This window comes from Saccharothrix sp. DSM 118769 (assembly GCF_052936295.1).
In genome coordinates, this window is sequence record NZ_CP193627.1 from 4001336 (window position 1) to 4018793 (window position 17458).

Consider the following 17458-nt stretch of genomic DNA (forward strand, 5'->3'; position numbering starts at 1 on the left):
CGGCGGCGGCGCTCCACGCGGTCAGCCACGCCCCGCCACGTCGATCGACCGGATCACCGCACGGGCCTCCTCCCGGCACACCTCGCTCCACCGGGCCAGGAAACAGGCCGCACGCCGTCGGACGTGCCGGGGAACGCCTACGTCCGACGCCACCTCTCGGACCACCACCGAGGCCCCGTCCCGGCACGCCCTCCACAGCCGCACGGCTCCCTGCGCGCACCACACCCGCGCCACCGGCCCGTGCCGCTCGTCCCGGGCCATGACGAGAAGTTCCAACGCCGCCTCGTCCGGGCGCGTCTCGCCGATCGCGAGGAGGACCAGTCGGCGGAGCAGCGGCTCGTCCGTGACGAGCAGGTCGCGCAGCAACCCCGACACCTCGCCGCCCGTGTTGGGCGAGACCTCGCGCAGCGTCGCCGCCGCCCGAGCCCGCGCGCCCACCGGCAGCGTCGAGTCCCGGGCGATGGTCCGCAGCAGTTCGACCGCGCGGTCCCTGCCTACCAGACCACGAGCCGCCAGGTCCCGGGCCGCGCGCCACCTGAGGGCGGGCCGTTCGTCGCGGTCGGCCGCGAGCGCCTCGAACACCCCGGCGGCGGCGGTCCAGTCCTCGGGTTGGTACTCGGTCAATTCATGCGCCGCTTGCCGGCGGACGGGTGAGGGGGTTCGGGGATCGTCCCGCAGCGCCCGCAAGTCACCGAGACCGTCGAACGGCCCCAGGTCCAACAGGGCTTCGACGCGGTGCTTCCCCGAGGCGTTCGGTCTGTTGACGACCCGACGGAGTTCCTCGGTCAGCGACTGCCGAGGTCCGAGCGTCGTCGCCCGCAGGATCGCGAGGGCGGTCGCTCGTCGGCGCGGGGTGACCGACGGGTCCTGAGCGGTGCGTTCGAGGTCGCGCCGCACCTCTCGGCCGCGCGGGGTGCCGAGCAGGATCAGTGCCTGCTTCGCCCGGGTCGACACCGGCGAGTCGGCGGGTACCCCTTCCAGGTAGGCGGTCATCTCCGGGACGGTGCGGATATCCAGCTTTGCCAGTTTCAACGCCGCGTCGATCCGCTCTCTCGGGAGAAACTCGGGCGCGGTGAGGACCTCACGGGCGGATGCTGTGCTCTCACCCGCCAGCGGCAGGTCACCCCAGATGTCGGCATCCGGCATCCGTTCCCGGATCGGCAGTACGCGATCATCGAGCAAGGTGCGTTCGACCTGTGTGCGAAGTCCCCGCGGTAGTGCGACGAAGAGCGCCCTGCGTTGCGCGCCCGCCTTGGCCTCCGCAGCGGCGACCGCCAGGAGTCGGGGACGTGGCACGACGGGTTGTGATCCCAATTGCAGCATGTGACGTACGGCTTGGGCACGTTCGACCAGGCTCAGCCTCGGGTCGTCCGCCAGGCGTTCGAGGAGCGCGAGTGCGCCGGGGGCGGCGTACCGGTCCACCTGCGCCTGCGAAACCGCGCTCTTGCACCGTGCGATGACCCGCAGGCGTTCATCTCCGACCAGAGCCGCTATGCCCTCTACAACCCGTGCCAGTTCGGTGGGATCGGTCTGGGCCAATTCGCGCAACGCGTCCGACTGGACGGTTGGCTGCAGGTGAGCGTTCGCCAACTGCCGCCGCAGCGCGGCCAGCGCCTCCTCACGATGTTCGGGGAACGACGTGGCGAGGTGCAGCGCGGCCATCCAACTCACCCGGCGGTCCACGTCGGGGTGGGTGAGCAGGGCACGCAGCATCGGTGCCACCTCCACGCCGAGAGCGGACAGATGGGCAATGGCGTGCTGCCACGCGTCGACGGTCTCGATGCCCCTCGGGCTCAGGAGGTGGTCCGCCACAGCGGGTGCTGAACCCGGATCGAGGGAAAGCAGCATCTCCCGTGCGTCGAGGCGGCTGAGTGCGTCGTTCGTGTGGTCGATCACCGCGCGCAGGGCGATTCGGGCTGTCGACGTGTCCGCGAAACCGATCACCTCCAGAGCGAGGAGGATGGCGTGAACGCGGTCCGTGTCCGTCCTCGGGTCGCCCATCAACTCCACCAGCACCTGGGCGACGTCCTCGCGAAGACCGATCCCCAAACCACGCGCCACCGTCGCGGCGTACCGGAAGTCGAAGTACATCGTCTTCACGCCGCGCAAGAGCGCGCACAGCGAGTCGGCCGTGCGGCGGTGGAAGCGCGGCCCCAACCCGACCAGACCGTGCAAAGCCGGGAACCGCTCCCGGTAGGTCCTGTCGGGATCGTCGATCACCACGCTCATCGCGTCGGCGATGAGGTCGCTGTCCGCTTCGCTCGACGCGAAGACGTGCATCGGGATGAACCGAACGACGGGTTCCGGTTTCACGAGCCGGGTCGTGTGGAGCAGCGCGTCGAGCGCGCGGGCATGGAACTGCGGTCCGAGTTTCACCAGTTCGCGCCACGCATCGATGACGGCGATCGGATCGGCCTGCACCTCGGCGATGGACAGCAGGTGGCGGGCGACCTTCGCGTGCACCTCAGGTCCGGTGTCGATCAGCCGGGACGCGGCGCGGCACCGACTTGTTGCCGGAGCGCCACCGTCGGCCAAGTGGGCCAGCAGGCGCTCGACCGCGGCCGTCCGGTGCGGTTCACCGAGATCCGCGAGGTGGCCGAGCAGGGTCGTGAACAAGTCGTGGTCCGGCCTGACCTCGTCGAGCAGGTCCCACAGCCGCCGGGCCACCTCGGGCAGGTGTTCCGCCCCGAGGTGGCCCAACGCGTCGAGCGCCGCGACCACGTGGTGGGTGTCGGTGCCGGGATCGGCGATGGTCGCGAGCAACCGGTACTCGGCCTCAGCGCGGAACGCCGGGCCGAAACCGGCTAACCGAGAGACGCAGTAGTGGCGGTCGAACGCGGTGACGTCCGGTTCCGCGAGCATCGCCAACACGCTCTCACCGGCCGCCTGGCGGTGGTCCTGGCCCAACCTGCCCAGCACCTCGGCCGCCGATACGCGGTGCACCCTCGTCCGCCGTCGATCCTTCACCACAGCGGTCAGGGCGGTGACGGCCTCCTCGACGCCGTCGGGCCCGAGCGATGCCATGCCCAGGGCCGCGTCACCGCGCGCCACTTCGCTGTGCACCCGGTCGTGCAGCACGAGCCGGAAGGCTTCGGCCGCCCGCGCGTGGAACTCGGAGCCGATCTCGACCAGGCCGGTGGCCGCCTCGACCACGATCTCCGGCGCGGTGTCGCGGTCGTCCAGCAGGCGGGTCAGCGCGGTTACCGCGAAGTCACGCGCGTCCCCCTCGAACGAGGCCAGGACCACGGCGGCCGCGCGGCGGTCGGCACCGGACCCCGCGTCGTCGTCGAGCACGGACCGCAGTCCGCGTTCGGCGGCGGCGCGCTCGGCCGTCCCGCTGTCCGACAGCGCCTCGGCCGCGGCCAGGCGCACGTCGACCGGGGCACCCGCGTCGTCGACCAGCGCGTGGAGGAACCGGGTGGCCTCCGCGAGGTGCTCGCCGCGCAGCCGGACCGACAACGCCGCCGCGGCCTTGCACCGCGTCGACAGGGGCGCACCTCCCTCCCGCATCAACCCCACCAGCCACACGGCCAGGCCGGGGTGCTGGGTGGTGCGGCAGGCGTGGTCGAGGATGTCGCCCGCCAGGTAGTGGGTCGTGGTCGCCCAACCGCGAACGGTGTCGAGGAACGCGTCCACGGTGGGCGTGCCCGCGGGCACGCGCTTGGACAGCAGGCGCGCGGCCAGCAGGTGCTGTTCGGCGCTGCCCGCGTGCAGGGACCTCAGCAGCGGGTCCGCCTGGTCCGGGCGCAGGCGCGTGTAGTGCAGCGCCACCGACCGGGCGTAGCGCCCGCGCTCCTCGGGACGGGCGGCGTGCAGGAGGTGGGCGAAGTCCTCCTGGTCGGCGGCGAACGTCTCGGGCAGCAGGCTCGCGGTGGCGGTCGCGGCGAGGTGCTCCGCGAAGCTGTGGTGCAGGAACGCCAAGTCGCCGTCGCCCCGGACGACCAGGGGACCCGCGTTGACCAGGAACGCGGTCAGCGCCTCCGGCCAGCCCGCCGGAAGCCGCTCCGGGGAGACGTGGTCGCGGACCCAGTCGCGCGCGGCGGAGACCAGGGACGTGTCGGTCCGCACCCGGACGAGCCCGAGGTGCTCCAGCAGGCGTGCCCGGTGCGGTTCGAACGGGCTGTCCGCGGGCCGGACCGTGCGCAGGAAGGAGAAGTACTCCTCGTACAGCTCGTACTGGTTGTCCGGCAGGGGCAGGTCGGTGCGCTGCTGGAAGACGATGGCCGCGATGGTGGCCAGGAGCGGCACGCGGACCAGGTCGTCCAGGTGCGCGGCGCGGATCTGGCGCAGGAAGCGGTCGGCCGGGTCCGGTCCCTCGTCGGCGAACCAGTTCTCCGCGAAGCGGCGCAGCGTCTCGTCGTCGAACGCCTGGAGCTCGTAGCGCACCGCGCCCTTCCGGTACAGCGGTGCGAGGAGTGCTCCCTCGATCGGCCGGGTGGTCAGCACGACGCGGTAGTGCGGGTCCGCGGCGCACGAGGCGAGGACCTTGACCAGCCGGTACCGGTCCTCGCTGTCCGCCACCTCGTCCAGCCCGTCGACGAGCAGCAGCCACCGGCGACCATCGAACCGCTCGGCCAGCACGTCGGCGGACACCGGCTTCCGCAGGAACGCCCCGTAATCGGCGCGCACGCTGTCCGCCAGGGCCTCCGGGAACGGCAGGTCCAACCGGGCGGCCAACTCGCGCGCGGTCAGCCGCAGGGGCAGGACCGACTCGCCCATCGGCTCCGCACCGCCGTGGAGACGGCTCGCGGCGACCTCGGCGGCGAGCCGGAGGGACAGCGTGGACTTGCCCTGCCCCGCCCCGCCCGTGACGACCAGGTGGTCGGCACCGTCGAGCGCGTCGCGCACGGTGCGCACCGGCGGTCGCACGGCGACCCTGACCACCGGCGGGCCCGGCACCTCGACGAGCTGGCCGTGGCCGTCGAGGATCGGGGTCGGCCGCGACGGCTCGGGCACGGTGTCCTCGACGGCGCTGCCGAGGTCCTGGCGCACGTAGACGTCGGTCAGCGCGGGGTGCCGCGCACCGGGCAGCAGGCGCGGCAGCTCCTGGGCCGCCTGCACCTGGGCGCGCAGCAGCGAGACGACCTCGTCCGAGGCCGTCCCGGCCGCCGGTGCGGCGAAGTGCACGCCACCGTGGATCACCCCGGCCTGCACGCTCGGCCCGAGCACCTGTCCTTCCACGTGGTTGGACGCGGTCACCCGGTCAGCACGCGCCACAGGCCCTCCTCGTCACGTCCTCCAAGGAGGCATGGTCCCACGACTGCCTGTCGTCCAGCGTCAGGGGAACATCCCGCAGTAGTGCGGAAAACCCGGTCGGACGGTCGTGATCGCGGCGGGCGGCGGTCGGCGGGCGGTGGTCAGCGCACGCGCGGCAGGCGGTGGGTCGCGTCGTCGCCGGGTGGGGTGGGGCGGGGGATGCGTTCCGTGACGTCCAGCGCGCCGACGACGACCGTGTCCGCGTCCGCCGTCGGGGAGGGGAGCAGGCGCGGGCGGAAGCGGTCGATCAGGGAGGTGGCGACCGGTACGAACGCCAGGGCCAGCAGGGGGGCGGCGAGGACGCCCAGCAGGTAGCCGACGGCCACGTCGTGCGGGTAGTGCACGCCGACGAACACGCGCGACAGCGCCATGACCGCGGCCAGCGGGAGGACGAGGGGCGCCAGCTTCCGCCACGCCAGGACCAGGGCGCCCGCGCTCGCGGCGGCGATCGTGGCGTGGTTGCTGGGGAACGACCAGTCGCCCACGGGCGGGCACTCGGCCAGGGGGAGCGCGCCCACCACCGCCCGGCACGGGCGCTCCTCCTCGATGAGCGACTTGGCCGTCTCGCTGATCGCGTACGCGCCCACGGTGGCGAACGGGGCCAGCAGGGCCGGGGCCAGCACCCGGGACGGCGCCCGCCGGAGCCGCCAGGCGGCCAGCAGGAACAGCACGGCGAACACGACCAGCCCGCCGTCGGTGCCCCACTCGGCGAAGTCCTGGAACCACGACGGTGTGCCGGCGGCGAACTCGGTGATCGCGCGGTAGAGGTCGGCGCTGGTCTCGAACACTGCGGTGATCACGACGCCCAGGTTATTCACCTGCGCGTGGGCGAGTCGCAAGCTGGTCGTCACCTGCCCGACCGGGCTGTGGTGTAAGAGCGCCCGCGCCGACCGCGCGCCTCCCGCTCTGCGGCACCCCGAAGGACGGTGTTTCGGGCTCTGGACCTGCCCTGATGTGCCGAAACGGACAGTCCGGACGAACGCGAGTGATCATCATGCTTCGGCTTTCGCGCGCCCCCTGTAATGAACCCGGCACGCCTCGCGAAACGCCGAGCGCAGCGACCCCGCTCGCCCCGGTCCGAGGAGACGCCGTGCCGCGTTCGACCAGACGCCTCGCCACCCTGTCCCTGGCGCTCCTCACCGTCGCCGGCACGGCCTCGGGGTACTCCACCGCCCAGCCGCGACCGCCGCAGGCCGCCGTCCACCAGCCACAACAGGTCCAGCAGGTCCAGCAGGTCGCCGAGCCGCCGCCCGGCCCCGCGTCCTTCGCCTACGACGCCCTGGGCCGGCTCACCGGCGTCGTCGCCGCCGACGGCTCGGTCGTCCGCTACGGCTACGACGCGGCGGGCAACACCACCGGCGTCGAACGGCTCGGCACGCCCCCCGTCGCGGTCCTGTCGGCCGTGCCCAGCCGGGTCCGGCCCGGCGACACCGTCACGGTCACCGGCAAGGGCTTCACCGCCACCGGCACCGGCGCCCGCTTCAACGGCACGGCCGCCACCGTCACGTCCGCCGCGCCGGACAAGCTCGTCGTGACCGTCCCCGAGGGGGCCACCAGCGGCCCGCTGTCGGTCACCTCGCCCCACGGCACGGCCGCGCTCGACGGCGTCGTCGTCATCGGCGACGACCGGCCCGCCCTCACCGACTTCTCGCCGAGGACCGCCACCACCGGCGCGTCCGTCACGCTCACCGTCACCGGCACCGACCCCGAGTTCGCCAACAACCTGGTGCGGGTCAACGGCCTGCTCGCCCCGGTCACCGCCCGCACCGCGACCAGCCTCGTGGTCACCGTCCCGCCCGGCTCCGCGTCCGGCCCGATCTCGTTCAGCACGCCCGCCGGCACCGCGACCAGCGCCGCCGTGCTCGTCGTGCCGCCCGCCGGCGTCGCCCCGGAGAACATCGACTCGACCGCCGCCATCCCCGTCGACACCGCCACCCAGGTCGCGGTCCCCGCCGGGAAGCACGCCCTGCGGCACTTCCCGGCCGCCGACGGCGAGCGGTTCGCGGTGACCCTGACCGGCGGCACGTTCGGCTCGTGCGGCCTCGAAGCCCGCGCCTACGACGAGCGCAACCGGCAGACCGGCTCGGCGTCGTGCCCCGGCACGAGCGGCTGGATCGAGACCGGTCCCGCCACCGGGGCCGGCCTGCGGACGGTCGTGCTGCGCAACACCTCGGCCAACGCGGGCACGATCTCGGTGACCGTGCACAGGGTCCCCGCCGACCTCGACGCGGGCGTCCAGCCGCTCGACGGCACGCCGAAGCCCGTGACCACGACCCACCCCGGCCGCAACGCCTTCACCGCGTTCGCGGGCACCGCCGGGCAACGGGTGCTGGTCCAGACGAGCGCCACGTCCGGTTCGTTCGGGTGCTGCGACCTGGACTGGTGGCTGATCGCCCCGGACGGCACGCGGGTCGGCAACGCCAAGTACGGCAACAACACCCTCGACACGATCGCCCTGCCGCAGACCGGCACCTACCGCATCTGGCTCGACCCGGCCCGCGGCCTCACCGGCGGCACGACGATCAGCGCGTGGGACGTCCCCGCCGACCTCGACGCGGGCGTCCAGGCGCTCGACGGCACCCCGACCACCGTCACCGTCGCCCACCCCGGCCGCAACGCCTTCACGACGTTCGCCGGCACCACCGGTCAGCGCGTGATCGTGCAGACCACCGGCACGTCGGCGTCGTTCGGCTGCTGCGACCTGGACTGGTGGTTGGCCGCGCCGGACGGCACGCGGGTCGGCAACGCCAAGTACAACAACAACACCCTCGACACGATCGCGCTGCCGCAGACCGGCACCTACCGCCTGGTCGTCAACCCGGCCGCCGCCCTCGTCGGCGGCACGACGGTCAAGGCGTGGACCGTGCCCGACGACCTGGACGCCGGCGCGCAGCCGACGGACGGCACGGCCAAGGCGGTCACGATCGCCAACCCGGGCCAGAACGCCTACACGACGTTCGCCGGTACGACGGGTCAGCGCATCCTGGTCCAGACGAGCGCGACATCGGCGTCCTTCGGGTGCTGCGACCTGGACTGGCAGGTGATCGCGCCGGACGGCACGCGGGTCGGCAACGCCAAGTACAACAACAACACCCTCGACACGATCGCCCTGCCGCAGACCGGCACGTACCGGGTGTACATCAACCCGGCGAGCACGCTGGTCGGCGGCACGACGGTCAAGGTCTGGACGGTACCGGCGGACCTGGACGCGGGCACCCAGCCGACGGACGGCACGGCGAAGACCGTCACCGTCGCCAACCCCGGTCAGAACGCCTACACGACGTTCGCCGGCACGACGGGCCAGCGCATCCTGGTCCAGACGAGCGCGACGTCGGCGTCCTTCGGGTGCTGCGACCTGGACTGGCAGGTGATCGCGCCGGACGGCACGCGGGTGGGGAACGCGAAGTACGGCAACAACACCCTCGACACGATCGCCCTGCCGCAGGACGGCACGTACCGGGTGTACTTCAACCCCGCCGCCGCGCTCACCGGCGGCACCACCGCCAAGGTGTGGACCGTCCCCGCCGACCTGGACGCGGGCACCCAGCCGACCGACGGCACCGCGAAGACCGTCACCGTCGCCAACCCCGGCCAGAACGCCTACACCACCTTCACCGGCACCACGGGCCAGCGGGTGCTGATCCAGACCAGCGGCACGTCGGCGTCGTTCGGGTGCTGCGACCTGGACTGGCAGTTGACCGCGCCGAACGGCACGCGGGTGGGCAGCACGAAGTACGGCAACAACACCCTCGACACGATCGCCCTGCCGCAGGACGGCACCTACCGGATCGACGTGAACCCGGCCGCCGCGCTCATCGGCGGCACGACGGTCAAGACCTGGACCGTGCCCGCCGACTTCGACGGCGGCGCGCAACCGCTCGACGGCACCGCGAAGACGCTGACCTTCGCCAACCCGGGCCAGAACGGCTACACCACGTTCACCGGCACCACGGGTCAGCGGGTGCTGGTCCAGACCAGCGGCACGTCGGCGTCGTTCGGGTGCTGCGACCTGGACTGGCAGTTGACCGCGCCGAACGGCACGCGGGTGGGCACCGCGAAGTACGGCAACAACACCCTCGACACCATCGCCCTCCCGCAGGACGGCACCTACCGGATCGACGTGAACCCGGCCGCCGCCCTGACCGGCAGCACGACGGTCAAGACCTGGACCGTGCCGAACGACCTCGACTTCGGCCCGCTCCCGCTCAACGGCACCGCGAGGACGCCGACCTTCACCAACCCCGGCCAGGACGGCTACGCGACGTTCACCGGCGCCGCGAACCAGCGCGTGGTGATCACCTCCGCGGGCACGTCGTCGTCCTTCGGCTGCTGCGACCTGAACTGGCAGCTCAACGGCCCCACCGGCGCCCGGATCGGCGCGGCCAGGTACGGCAACGCCACGCTCGACGTCACGCTGCCCTCGGTCGGCACCTACCGGCTCGTCGTGGCGCCCGCGGCGGCGCTGCTCGGCTCCGTCACGTTCACCGCCACCCTGCCCGCCGGCGCGGCCACCGCCCGGACCGAGGTGACCGACACCGCCGAACCGCAGGCCCCGGTCCGCCACCCGCGACCCCGCAAGCCCGACGACGCGCCGCACGTCGAGGACCCGAGGCCCGCGAAGGCCCAGCCGGGCCGCGTGCCCGCCGACCCGCGCTCGTCGAGCGCGGCCACCCCGGACCCGGAGCCCGAACCCGACCTCGCCCCCGCCTGGTCACCGGACCAGGGCAACCTCGACGGCGTCGACTGGTCGACCCGCCGCGCCGACCCCGTGCCCGTGGGGGACCTCGTGGCACCGCCCGGCACGACCGCGGTCAGCGGCCACGTCCGCGACCTCGACGGCGCGCCGCTCGCGGGCATCCCCGTGCGCGTCGACTCGGTGCGCACGACGACCGACGCGCAGGGCCGCTTCCTGCTCGCCGACGTCCGCGAGAACGCCACGACCGTCGTGGTCGACGGGTACGCGGCCGGGAAGGTCAAGCACGGCACGTTCCGCATCCGCGCCAAGGTCGCCAAGGGCGTCACCACCCCGCTGGACGCGACGGTGTGGCTGCCGCGCCTGGACATGCGCAACACGGTGGCGATCGACGCGCCCACCAAGGCCGAGACCGTGCTGACCACCCCCGACGTGCCCGGCCTGGAGGTGCGCGTCCCGGCCGGGTCCGTGGTGCGCGACCAGGACGGCAACGTCGTGCGGGAGCTGGGCATCACCGCGATCCCGGTCGACCGGCCGCCGTACCCGCTGCCGCGCAACGGGATCGTGCCCACCTACTTCACCGTGCAGCCCGGCGGCACGTCGATCTTCCCCGACGGCGCGTCGGTGGTGTACCCGAACTACACCGACCTGCCGCCCGGCACCGAGGTCGACTTCTGGAACTACGACCCGACCGACGAGGGCTGGTACGTCTACGGCAAGGGCCGCGTCGACGACGACGGCACCCGCGTGGTGCCGGACGACAAGACCCGCCTGTGGACGCTCGACGGCGCGATGTTCAACACGCCCGGCAACCCGAAGCCGGACAAGCCGTGGTGGCAGGACCTGGTCGACAAGCTGTCCGGCGACCCGGTCGACCTGTCCACCGGCCTGCTCACCGACGCCCACACCGACCTCGGCCTCAACGACACGCTGCCGATCTCGCTGACCCGCCAGTACTGGCAGGGCGACGGCAAGGTCCGCGAGTTCGGCCTGAACTCCGGCGCCGACTTCAACATGTTCCTGGCCTCCGAGCAGCAGTACCAGGAGGTCGACCTCTACACGCCCGGCGGCGGGCGGGCGCACTACGCGCGGACCTCGCCCGGCACCGGCTACAACGACGCCGTGTTCGGCGCGGTCGGCTCGCCCGGCCGGTTCACCGGCTCGACCATCGCCCAGGCCAACGGCGACTGGGTGCTGACCCTGCGCGACGGCACCAAGTACTTCTTCCCCTGGTACGCCCGGCCGCGCGCGATGCAGGACCGCAACGGCAACCAGGTGACGTTCACCCGCACCGGCGGCGCGAACGGCGAGGTCACCCGGATCACCTCGCCCAACGGCCGCTGGATCTCCCTGGAGTACGACGCCACCAACCGGGTCAGCCGGGCGCGCGACAACATCGGCCGCACCACGTCCTACACCTACGACGCGGCGGGCCGGCTCGCCACCGTCACCGACGTGGCGGGCAAGGTCACCACCTACGCCTACGACACCGCGAACCGCGTCACCCGGATCACCGACGCCAGGGGAGTGGCCTACCTCGACGTCGCCTACGACGCGAACGGCCGGGTGCGGCGGCAGGACCTCGCCGACGGCGGCAGCTACGAGTTCGACTACACCCTGGACGCGGCGGGCGCGATCACCGAGACGCGGGTGACCCAGCCCAACGGGTCCGTGCGCCGGGTCGTCTTCGACGCCAACCGCATGGTGGCGTCCGACACCGCCGCGCACGGCACGCCGCTGGCCCGCACCACGACCTACGTGCGCGGACCGGACAACCGGGTCGACGCCGTGGTCGACCCGTACGGCAGGCGCACCGGCTACACCTACGATGCCGGCGGGCGGGTCACCGCGATCACCGGGCTCGCGGGCACCGGTGACGCGTTCACCAGCGGCGGCGCGACCTACGGGGCGTTCGACCGGCCGACGTCCACCACGGACGCCGACGGCGCGACCACCACCTACACCTACGACGCCAAGGGCAACCCGCTCACCGCCACCGACCCGGCGGGCCGCGTCACGACCACGACGTGGACCTCCTCCGGGCAGGTCGCGACGGTGACCGACCCCGGCGGCGCGGTCACGAGGTTCGCCTACGAGGCGGGCGGCGCGGTGTCGGCCACCGACGCGCTGGGCCGCACCGCGAGGCACTTCGCGGACGCGGCGGGGCGGCTCGTGCAGGAGACCGACCCGTCCGGCGCGGCCACGCTGACCGCCTACGACGTGCTCGACCAGCCGGTCACCGTCACCGACGCGCTGGGCGGCGTGAGCCGGTTCGGCCACGACGACGGCGGCAACCTCACGTCGTACACCGACCAGCGCGGCAAGGTCACCCGGTGGTCCTACGACGGCCAGGACCGGCCGGTGTCCACCACCGACCCGCTCGGCCGCACCGCCACCACCGCCTACGACCCGGCGGGCCGGCCCACGGCCTCGGTCACCCGCTCCGGCAAGCGCACCGAGACCACCTACGACGCGCTCGACCGGCCGACGAGGACCCGGTTCGGCGTCACGGGGGCGTCCGCGCAGGAGTCCCGGCTCACCTACACCTACGACGCGCTCGACCGGTTGGCCGTGCTGGAGGACAGCGCGGGCGGCACGCTCACCCACGCCTACGACGTGCGCGACCGGCTCACCTCGGTCACCGGCCCCAACGGCGCGGTCGGCCGCGGCTACGACGCGGCGGGCAGGCAGGCGTCCACCACCGTGACCGGGCTGCCCACCACCACCTACGCCTACGACGCGTCCGGCGCGTTCACCGGCGTCACCCGCGGCGGCGACAGCACCACCGCCACCAGGGACGCGGCGGGCCGGGTGGCCGTGCTGACCCTGCCCGGCGGGTGGACCCAGACCTACACCCACGACGCCGCGGGCCAGGTCACCGGCATCGCCTACGCCCACCAGGGCACGCCGAAGGGCGACCTCGGCTACACCTACGACGCCGCCGGCCGCCGCACGTCGGTCACCGGCAGCCTCGCCGGCGTCGCCCTCCCGGCGGCGCGGACCGGCCTGGCCCACGACGACGCCAACCGCCTCACCTCGGCGGGCGGCGCGGCGCTGTCCCACGACGCCGACGGCAACCTGACCGGCGACGGCACCACCACCTACTCGTGGAACGCGCGGGGCCAGTTGACCGGCACCAGCCGGGTCGGGCTCACCGGCGCGTTCGCCTACGACGCGGCGGGCACCCGCACCACCCGCGTGGTCGGCGGCACGACCACGCGGTTCGTCACCGACGGCGCGAACGCGGTCGCCGAACTGGACGCGGCGGGCCAGGTCACCGGGTCGCTGCTGTCCGCCGGCACGGACCAGTGGTTCGCGCGCACCGCGGCGGGCGTCACCGACACGACCCTGACCGACGTGCTCGGCTCGCCGGTCGCGCTGGGCCGCGCGGACGGCACCACGGCGGCCACCACCGCCTACGACCCGTTCGGCGTGCCCGCCACGACCGGCGACCGGCGGGGCTCGGACCTTGCGTTCACCGGGCGGCAGGACGACGGCACCGGCCTGAGCCACCACCGGGCGCGCTACTACAGCCCGGCGTTGCAGCGGTTCGTCTCCGAGGACCCGATCGGCATCGCGGGCGGCACGAACCTCTACGCCTACGCGGCGAACTCGCCCACCAACCTCACCGACCCGTCCGGCCACAACCCGCTGCTGGTGGGCTGCCTGGTCGGCGGCCTGCTCGAAGGCGGCATGAACTACGCGGGCCAGCGCCTGTCCGGCCGCAAGGTCGACTGGGGCTGGGGCGGCGTGGGCGGCGCGGCGGCGGGCGGGTGCGCGATGGGCGCGCTCGGCGGCGCGCTGGGCGGGCTGGGCAAGGCGTCCAAGGCGATGCCGCCGTTCCCGAACGCGCTGACCCAGGGCCGCAACGCCGAGGCGGGCGTGGACGTCTACCGGGGCATCCGCAACGGCGACTCGGTGTACTCGGGGATCACCAACAACGTCTCCCGCCGCGCCGGCGAGCACGCCGGCAAGGCGTTCGACCACCTGGAGACGGTGACCCGCAACGGTTCGGTGACCCGGGGCGAGGCGCGTGCCATCGAGCAGGCGCTGATCAACCGCAACCGGGGCGAGAACGTCCGCAACAGCATCAGCCCGAAGCACCCCTACTACGATCAGGCCGTGAAGTGGGGAGAGGCGTGGTTGGGCCGCAACGGGTACCCCCGGTGAACCTGGTCGCGGGGCCGGGTTCGCGCAAGGCGGTGCGCGCGGGCGACGTGTTCGCGCTGCACCTGGTCGACGGCAGGCGCCTGTTCGGCCGGGTGGTGGCGGCGGACCTGCCGCGCGAGCGCGCGCCGATGCCCGGCGCGAACCTGGTCTACGTCTACGGGCCGCCGTCGGACGGGGCCGTGCCGGACCCCGCGCGGCTGCGCCCGGACGCCCTGCTGGTCCCGCCCCTGTTCATCAACCGGCTGCCGTGGTCGAAGGGCTACTTCCGCCCGGTGGCGCACCACGACCTGACCGGGGACGACCTGCTGGCGCGCCACTGCTTCCGCACCGCGGACGGGCAGCACGTCGACGAGCGGGGCGCGCCGGTCGCGCACCGCACCGAACCGTGCGGCACGTGGGGCCTGGCGGGGTACGCGACGGTGGACCGCGAGGTCGGCCGGGCGCTGGGCCTGCCCGCCGAGGGCCACGCCGGATGAGCCCGACCCGGCGCGCCTTCCTGGCCGGAGCCGTCCTCACCGCCCTGACCGGCTGCTCCACCGCGCCCGCCGCCGCGGTGGAGCACCCCGCCCTGCGGCGACCGGCGCGGGCGGGCGCGGTGGCGTTCCTGCGCACGGGCGCGGCCGGTCCGCTGCGCGAGCTGCGCGGCGAGCCGGACGTCCTGGTCGGCCTCGGCCCGCGCCTGTCGCCCGGCACGCCCGGCCTGACCGCGATGCCCCCGTTCCCGGGCGAGGTGCTGCTGCCCGAGCGCGCGAACACCGACGCGTTCCTCCAGGTGGAGGGCGACGACGAGGCCGCGTGCGCGGACCGCCTGACCGGGCTGTGCGAGGCCCTGCCGGACACCCGGGTCACCTGGCGGACCGCGGTCCGGCGCGACACCGTGGACGACTCGCTCCAGCGCAACCCGTTCGGCTTCGTCGAGGGCCACACCAACGACCGGTCGGTCCTGCTGCCGACCGGCGAGGCCCTGCTGGCGGTCCGCGTCATCCGCCTGGCGCACCGGCTGTGGGACCACGACAGCGAGGAGCGGCAGAGCCGGGTCATCGGCCGCCGGCGGGACGGCACGTGGCTCGACGGCACCCCGGCGCACGCCGTCCCCGACCTCGCCGCCGACCCCACCGGCGCGGCGGTCCCGCTGGACTCGCACGTCCGGGCGATGAACCCGCGCACGCCGGGCGCGGCGTCGCCCCGGATGCTCCGCCGGTCCTGGTCCTACCAGGCCCCGCCGACACCGCAGGGCACGCCGGACGAGGGCGTGCTGTTCATGGCGTTCCAGGACGACTTCGCCACCGGGTTCGCCCTCGCCCAGTCCCGGATGCCGGCGGACGCGCTCGGCCCCTACCTGCTCGCGGTCGGCGGCGGCTACTTCGCCGTGCCGCCCCCGGCCTGATCCGCCGTGCCGGCCCCGGCCTGATCCGCCGTGCCGGCCCCGGCCTGATCCGCCGTGCCGGCCCCGGCCTGATCCGCCGTGCCGCCCTCGGGCCGATCCGCCGTGCCGCCTCCGGGCGGACGGGCGCCCAGCGCGCGCAGCACGTGCTCGGCCAGGCGCTCCAGGTAGTCCGGCCCCAGCTCCACCCGGCGCACGGCCAGCCGCCAGTACAGCGGCGCGCCGACGAGGTCGAGGGCGAGTTCCACGTCCAGGTCGGCGGGCAGCTCGCCGCGCTCGACCGCGCGGCGCAGGGTGGCCGCGCCCAGGGCGCGCCGGGGTTCGCCGATCGTGGTCCGCACCGCCTCGGCGAGCACCGGGTTGCGCCCGGCCTCGGCGGTGAGGTCGGGCAGTATCGCGGCGAAGCGCGGGTGGGTCAGCCAGTCGCGCATCGCGTGCAGCGTGGCCACCAGGTCGCCGCGCAGCGACCCGGTGTCCGCGACCTCGGCGAGGGGGACGCTGAACTCGGAGAGCACCGCGACCACCATGTCCGGCTTGGCCGGCCAGCGGCGGTACAGCGCGCTCTTGCCCACACCGGCGCGCTTGGCCACCGCCTCCATCGACAGCCGGCCGTAGCCGTGCTCGGCCAGCTCGTCCAGCACGGCCTCGGTGATGGCGGAGGTGATCTGCGGCTGGAGGACGGCCGCGCCGGACGGCGTGCGCCTGGTCACGCGGCGAACACCTCCCGGTGGGCCGCCACGTGCTCGGCGAACGAGCGGGGCGGCCGGCCGGTCACCCGGGCCACGGTGTCGGTGACCCGGTCCTCGGCGCCGCGCCCGATGTCCTCGTCCAGGCCGGCGAGCACGGCGGCGAAGGTGCGGGGGAGGCCCGCCGCGGCCAGCCGGTCGACCAGGGTGGGCACGTCGACCGACCGGTGCCGGACGGGCAGCCCGGTGACCCGGGCGATCGTCGCGGCGGCGTCGGCGTAGCTCAACGCCTCCGGGCCGGTGATCACGTGCTCCGCGTCGTGCGGCTCGGGGTCGGTGAGCGCGCGGAACGCGACCGCGGCGATGTCGTCGGCGTCCACGAACGCCACCCGGCCGTCGCCGGTGGCGGTGACCACCTCGCGGTCGGCGCGCAGGGAGTGCGCGACGGCGTGGTCACCGGTGAAGTTCTGCATGAACCACGACGGGCGCAGCACCGCCCACTCCGGGACGGCGGAGCGGACCAGCCGGTAGAGCGCGCCCATGCCGGTGCCGCCCTCCTCGATCGCGGAGGAGCCGAGCAGCACGACGCGGCGCACGCCCGCGTCCGCCGCCGCGGCGAGGAACGGTTCGACCAGCGGCGCCGGCTCGGCCACCCCGATCGGCGCGACGAGGTAGACGCGGTCCACGCCGTCCAGCGCGGGCGCGTGCGTGGCGGGGTCGGTCCAGTCGAAGGGCACCCGGTCCACGCCCGGGCGGCGACTGGCGACGCGCACCGGGGTGGTCGGGCGCAGCAGGGCGGCGACGCGGCTGCCGGTCGTGCCGGTGCCGCCGGTGACCAGGGCCGTCATGCCGCGAAGCCCATGTCTTCGGCGGCCTTCGGGCTCCAGTAGTCGCGGTAGTGGGTGATCGCCCCGTCGACGACGGTGATCACCGCGATGTAGGCCATCCGGTAGTCCGCGCCCGTGGGCACGGCCACGCCCTCCACCTCGAACTCGACCACGACGGTCGTCGGGTCGGTGGTCTCGTGCAGGGTCAGCGCGGTGACCGCCCTCGGCGCGACCAGGTCGTTGTAGCCGCGCAGGTAGTCGTGCACGGCGGCCCGGCCCTCCAGGCGGCGCGGCGAACCGGCGGCGGCGAACGGGAACTCCAGGACGCCGTCCTCGGCCCACAGGTCGGCGAAACCGGGCATGTCGTGGGCCAGGAGCAGGCGCATCGCCTCGTCGACGACCTGGCGCGGTGCGGTGGTGGACACGGGACTCCTCAATCGGA

8 protein-coding genes are annotated in these 17458 nt (G+C 74.1%); 3 read left to right on the forward strand and 5 right to left on the reverse strand.

What is annotated here, in order from left to right:
• Positions 1-21: 21 nt before the first annotated feature.
• Both ACRAKJ_RS17445 and ACRAKJ_RS17450 read right to left on the reverse strand, forming a co-directional pair.
• A complete protein-coding gene (locus ACRAKJ_RS17445; protein WP_438919711.1) occupies positions 22-5217 on the reverse strand; it encodes an NACHT domain-containing protein in 5196 nt (1731 codons plus the stop codon).
• A gap of 140 nt (positions 5218-5357) precedes the next feature.
• Positions 5358-6056 (reverse strand): phosphatase PAP2 family protein, encoded by a 699-nt coding sequence (locus ACRAKJ_RS17450; RefSeq protein WP_438919712.1) that lies wholly within the window; start codon positions 6054-6056, stop codon positions 5358-5360.
• Positions 6057-6346: 290 nt separating this feature from the next.
• Between ACRAKJ_RS17450 and ACRAKJ_RS17455 the strand changes: the two genes are divergently transcribed.
• Genes ACRAKJ_RS17455 through ACRAKJ_RS17465 form a run of 3 tightly spaced genes read left to right on the forward strand, consistent with a single transcriptional unit; the run spans position 6347 to position 15506 of the window.
• Complete coding sequence (locus ACRAKJ_RS17455; RefSeq protein ID WP_438919713.1) at positions 6347-14119, forward strand: RHS repeat-associated core domain-containing protein; 7773 nt, start codon at positions 6347-6349, stop codon at positions 14117-14119.
• A complete protein-coding gene (locus ACRAKJ_RS17460) occupies positions 14116-14595 on the forward strand; it encodes an Imm26 family immunity protein (RefSeq protein WP_438919714.1) in 480 nt (159 codons plus the stop codon). Before ACRAKJ_RS17455 ends, ACRAKJ_RS17460 begins: the two co-directional genes overlap by 4 nt.
• A complete protein-coding gene (locus tag ACRAKJ_RS17465) occupies positions 14592-15506 on the forward strand; it encodes a Dyp-type peroxidase (protein WP_438919715.1) in 915 nt (304 codons plus the stop codon). Before ACRAKJ_RS17460 ends, ACRAKJ_RS17465 begins: the two co-directional genes overlap by 4 nt.
• Here the strand turns inward: ACRAKJ_RS17465 and ACRAKJ_RS17470 are convergent.
• The 3 genes from ACRAKJ_RS17470 to ACRAKJ_RS17480 are packed head-to-tail and all read right to left on the reverse strand — an operon-like array spanning position 15479 to position 17441.
• On the reverse strand, positions 15479-16213 hold the full coding sequence (locus ACRAKJ_RS17470; protein ID WP_438919716.1) for a TetR/AcrR family transcriptional regulator C-terminal ligand-binding domain-containing protein: 735 nt from the start codon (positions 16211-16213) through the stop codon (positions 15479-15481). The genes ACRAKJ_RS17465 and ACRAKJ_RS17470 overlap by 28 nt on opposite strands.
• Positions 16210-17037, reverse strand: coding sequence for an NAD(P)H-binding protein (locus tag ACRAKJ_RS17475; RefSeq protein WP_438919717.1), 828 nt, complete (start codon positions 17035-17037; stop codon positions 16210-16212). The genes ACRAKJ_RS17470 and ACRAKJ_RS17475 overlap by 4 nt, the downstream gene beginning before the upstream one ends.
• Complete coding sequence (locus ACRAKJ_RS17480) at positions 17034-17441, reverse strand: nuclear transport factor 2 family protein (RefSeq protein WP_438919718.1); 408 nt, start codon at positions 17439-17441, stop codon at positions 17034-17036. The genes ACRAKJ_RS17475 and ACRAKJ_RS17480 overlap by 4 nt, the downstream gene beginning before the upstream one ends.
• Positions 17442-17458: the final 17 nt, after the last annotated feature.

Bases quoted from the DNA above. Each gene is read 5' to 3' on its own strand.
- ACRAKJ_RS17475 (WP_438919717.1), bottom strand. From the start codon at position 17,037: ATGACGGCCCTGGTCACCGGCGGCACCGGCACGACCGGCAGCCGCGTC.
- ACRAKJ_RS17465 (WP_438919715.1), top strand. From the start codon at position 14,592: ATGAGCCCGACCCGGCGCGCCTTCCTGGCCGGAGCCGTCCTCACCGCC.